This is a genomic window from Paratractidigestivibacter sp. (assembly GCF_052362415.1).
Taxonomy (GTDB): domain Bacteria; phylum Actinomycetota; class Coriobacteriia; order Coriobacteriales; family Atopobiaceae; genus Paratractidigestivibacter.
This window is the reverse complement of record NZ_DAWEMK010000001.1, coordinates 1-4,053: the sequence shown is the minus strand read 5'-3', so window position 1 is coordinate 4,053 and position 4,053 is coordinate 1. Positions and strand designations below refer to the sequence as shown.

4 protein-coding genes are annotated in these 4,053 nt (G+C 68.2%); all 4 read right to left on the bottom strand.

Annotation, left to right across the window (positions count from 1 at the left end):
• Nucleotides 1-411 precede the first annotated feature (411 nt).
• Nucleotides 412-1,338 carry a peptidoglycan-binding domain-containing protein gene (locus ACT84W_RS00020; protein WP_444327811.1) on the bottom strand — a complete coding sequence of 309 codons (927 nt, stop codon included), beginning with the start codon at nt 1,336-1,338 and terminating at the stop codon, nt 412-414.
• A gap of 51 nt (nt 1,339-1,389) precedes the next feature.
• Nucleotides 1,390-2,496, bottom strand: a complete 1,107-nt coding sequence (locus ACT84W_RS00015) for a polyprenyl synthetase family protein (RefSeq protein ID WP_444327810.1) — start codon at nt 2,494-2,496, stop codon at nt 1,390-1,392.
• A 12-nt stretch (nt 2,497-2,508) separates the two neighbouring features.
• Nucleotides 2,509-3,579 carry a UDP-glucose 4-epimerase GalE gene (gene galE, locus ACT84W_RS00010; RefSeq protein ID WP_432291073.1) on the bottom strand — a complete coding sequence of 357 codons (1,071 nt, stop codon included), beginning with the start codon at nt 3,577-3,579 and terminating at the stop codon, nt 2,509-2,511.
• Between the two features lie 271 nt (nt 3,580-3,850).
• Nucleotides 3,851-4,053: HAD hydrolase family protein (locus ACT84W_RS00005; protein ID WP_444327809.1), on the bottom strand; the 203-nt coding region annotated here is incomplete at its 5' end.

The window sequence follows — 4,053 nt, the reverse complement described above, 5'->3', positions numbered from 1 at the left end:
GCCGCGCCCGGGCTTCGCTTAGTCAGTTTTCATTTGGCGGTTCCTCAAGTAGCCTCAATTTGCGCACGCCTTCTACCTGCGGTTTTATAAACAGAAAACCATCGCCTACTCGCGAAGTCCGCAAACGAAAACTGACTAAGCGAATAGGCGTGGGTCCTGGGGCGTTGCTGGGCGCGCGGGCGGGGAGTTAAGAACGCAGATTGCGACCTCGTCGTGCCGCCAACGAAAAAAGCGCCGTTGCCGAGCCGATTGGACAACCAAACGGATCGGCAATGGCGTATGGATTGGACATCTAAACGGATCAGCAACGGCGCCTCGGCTGGGCACCTAAACGACGGGCGGCGGAGCGCAGGGCAAATCGGGCAACCAAACGGCGCGCCGCCGCCGCGCAGAGCCTTTTCGCCGAATCCCCTACAGCTCCAAGCCGTCGAACGCGGCGCAGATGGCGTCGAGCAGCAGCACAGCGTAGGTCTGGGCGTCGCCGATGGTGAAGCTGCCGTTGGGGTCGGCGCCCACGGGTAGCTCGATGCGCGCCGCGGGCGGGCGCTTGCGCGAGACCTGAAGCGCGGTGCGCAGGCGCAGCGGCAGCGTGTCCACGTCGTCGAGCGCGACGCTGCCCACGGCGGGCTTGGCCTTGGGGTCGTGCGGCGTGGCCGAGAGCGTTACCGCGGCGCGTACGTGCTCGCTCGCCTCGTCGACGGAGTTGACGACCTCGATGCCGCAGCTGTCGTTCGTGGCCTGGGCGAGGTTGAGGATGCGGCCCGCGACGTTGCGAGCGATGGGGTTCTCGGCCATGATGGCTAGGCCGATCCCGTCGAGCACGCTCGCGGCGCGGGCGAAGCCCATGGAGCCGGAGGGGTGCGGGCCCGCGGCGGGCTTGCCGCCCCACACGTGCTTGAGACGCTCGATGGCGTCGAAGGTGTCCTGGAACGCCATGCCGTCGGCAAGCGCGCCGACGCTCTCCTGGAAGAGCTTGACCGCGGCCTCGGTGTGGACGCCGAAGCAGCCGTCGGGCTCTCCGCACGAGAAGCCCAGGACGTTCAGGCGCTCCTGGAGCTGGCGCACGTCGTTGCCGTGGAAGTTGGGGAGCCGCAGGTAGAGCGTGCGGTCTCCGAGCTGGTAGCACTCGTCCACGAGCGCGGACCACGTGGGGGCGTCCACCGCCTCGCCGAGGCTGAGCTCGTGATCGAGGCGGAAGCGCGCGACGGCGGTGGCGGTGGAGCGGCCAAACGCCTGGCCGGCGAGCTCGCCCTCGTCGATGCGGTAGCCGAGCGACTTCAGCCGCTCCTGGATGTCCTCAACCGCGGCGCCCTGGGCGCCTTCCTGAATGGGTTCCATAAAAGTCTCTCCTAGTGCGTTGCCGCCTTCGCTCGGCGGCGAGTTCGAGCGCTAGCCCGCGCGCTCCACGAAAAAGTCTGCCATAGATGCGAGCACCCCGCGAGCCTCCGGGGAAATCTCGATGCCGCAAAGGTGCCCCTTGGCCTTGGCCACGAGCTCGCGAGCATAGGCGCGCACGTGGTCGACGGCGCCCGCATCCTCGATGAGCTCGACGGCGCGCGCGAGGCAGGCGGGGTCTGCGGTCTTTGACTCGAGGATACCGATGAGCTCGTCCTTCTTTGCAGGGCTGAGGTGCGAGAGCGCCCAGACCACAAGCAGCGTGCGCTTGCCCTCGGTGATGTCGCTGCGGAAGTCCTTGCCCTGGGCGTCGGCATCGCCGACGAGGTTCAGGAGGTCGTCCTGCAGCTGGAAGGCGAGGCCGGCCGCCATGCCGAAGCCGTCGAGCGCGGCGAGCTGCTCGGGCGTGCCGCCGCCCACGATTGCGCCCGCCACCAGCGGGATTGCCGCCGAGTAGTAGGCGGTCTTGTGGGACGCCATGTAGAGGTAGTCCTCCGGCAAGATATCCCAGCGGCCGTCGCGGACCCAGCCGAGGTCGAGCGCCTGGCCCTCGATGGTGCGCTCCTCCATCTGGAGGAGTTTCTCCATGACGGCGAGGCGCACGTCGGCGGGGAGGCCCTGGTCGCGCAGCACATAGCCGAGCACATCGGTGAGGCCGAGGTCGCCGATGTTGATGGCGACGCCCGTGCCCTCCGTCACGTAGGTGCACGGCTCGCCGCGGCGCAGCTCGGACTCGTCGGCGATGTCGTCGTGAATAAGGGCCGCCGACTGGAAGACCTCGATGGCCGCCGCCGCGCTCATGGCGCGCGCCGCCTCGCCGCCCACGGCCTCGCAGCCGAGCAGGCAAAGCGCCGGCCGGGTTCGCTTGCCGCCCGAGGTGGTAAAGCGGGCAAGAGGTGCGTAGAGGAAGCGATCGAGGTCGGCGGCGGTCGCCTCGGGCGTGCCGGGTGCGCAGGCCGCGGCCGTGCGCGCGAGGTAGTTGTCGATCTGCGGGCGCGTGCGCTGCAGATAGGCGGCAAAGAGCGCGCCGGGCTTCTCCTCGAGGGGGAAGGCTGCGGCCTCGGCGGCCGTGCTCGCGGCGATGTTCGTCTGGGCGGTCATCGGGTCGGGCACCTACTCGGCGTCGTCGGCGTCGGCGTAGCCGTTGGGGTTCTTGGACTGCCAGTTCCAGGAGTCGCGGCACATCTCGTCGATGCCGTACTTGGCCTCCCAGCCCATCTGCTCCTTGGCCTTGGTGCAGTCGGCGTAGTTCTCGGCGACGTCGCCGGCGCGGCGCGGGTCGATGACGTAGGGCACGTCGTGGCCGCAGGCGCGGCCGAAGGCCTTGATGATCTCGAGGACCGAGGTGCCGCGGCCGGTGCCGAGGTTGAAGATCTCGACGCCCTCGCGGCCGTTCATCCACGCGAGCGCGGCGGCGTGGCCGGTCGCGAGGTCGCAGACGTGGATGTAGTCGCGCACACCGGTGCCGTCGGGGGTGGGGTAGTCGTCGCCGAAGACGTGGACCTCGGAGCGCTTGCCGATGGCGGTCTGCGCGACGTAGGGCAGCAGGTTGTTGGGGATGCCCTTGGGGTCCTCGCCCATGAGGCCTGAGGGGTGGGCGCCGATGGGGTTGAAGTAACGAAGAAGGACGACGTTCCACTCGGGGTCGGCGGTGTGGAGGTCGGTGAGGATCTGCTCGATCATCCACTTGGTCCAGCCGTAGGGGTTGGTGGCGTTCTTCTTGGGGCTGGCCTCGGTTAGGGGCAGCGAGTCCGGGTCGCCGTAGACGGTGGCGGAGCTGCTGAAGATGATGGACTTGCAGCCGTGCTCGCGCATGACGTCCACGAGGGTGAGCGTGTTGCCGAGGTTGTTGGTGTAGTACTCGATCGGCTTGACCACGGACTCGCCGACGGCCTTGAAGCCGGCGAAGTGGATCACGCGGTCGATGGGGTTCGAGTCAAAGATGCACTCGAGGGCGACGCGGTCGTTGACGTCGGCACGGTAGAAGGTGAGGCGCTCGGCGGCGTCCTCGCCCACGATGGTGTCGATGCGGTCGAGGACCTTCTCGGACGCGTTGGAAAGGTCGTCGACAATGACGACCTGGTAGCCGTTCTGGAGGAGCTCGACGACGGTGTGGGAGCCGATGAAGCCGGCGCCGCCGGTGACGAGGACGCAGGTGTCCTTGGGGTCTTTCTTCTCGCTCATGCGTATCCCTTCGGGTTGTTGGCGTGAATGAGCCACCCTGTAGTATACGTCCGGGCCGTGGCGGTCGTGTGCCGCGCGGCGGGTGGAAAGAAGCCCGCGCCGTGCACGCGCCGGTGTGCAGAGCTGGCCCCGAGCGTGGCGAGAATCGCCGCTGTGGCACGGCGCGTGGCGAGAATTGCCGCTGTGGCATGGAATCGTGTGCCACAGCCCCTCTTTTTGCAACGCACCGTGCCACAGCGCCCTTTTTCGCCGCGCCGCCCGACGCCGCGCCTCAGATGAGGCCGAAGTGCGCCAGCCCGGAGACGACGCCGTTCTCGTGGACGCTGCCCGTCACGTAGTCGGCCCGCGCCTTGAGCGCGTCGACGGCGTTGCCCATCGCCACACGGACGTCGACCTCCGCGAACAGCGGCAGGTCGTTTTCCGCATCGCCGAAGCCGTAGGTGGTCCCGGCGTCCGGGCCCAGGGCAGAGAGGA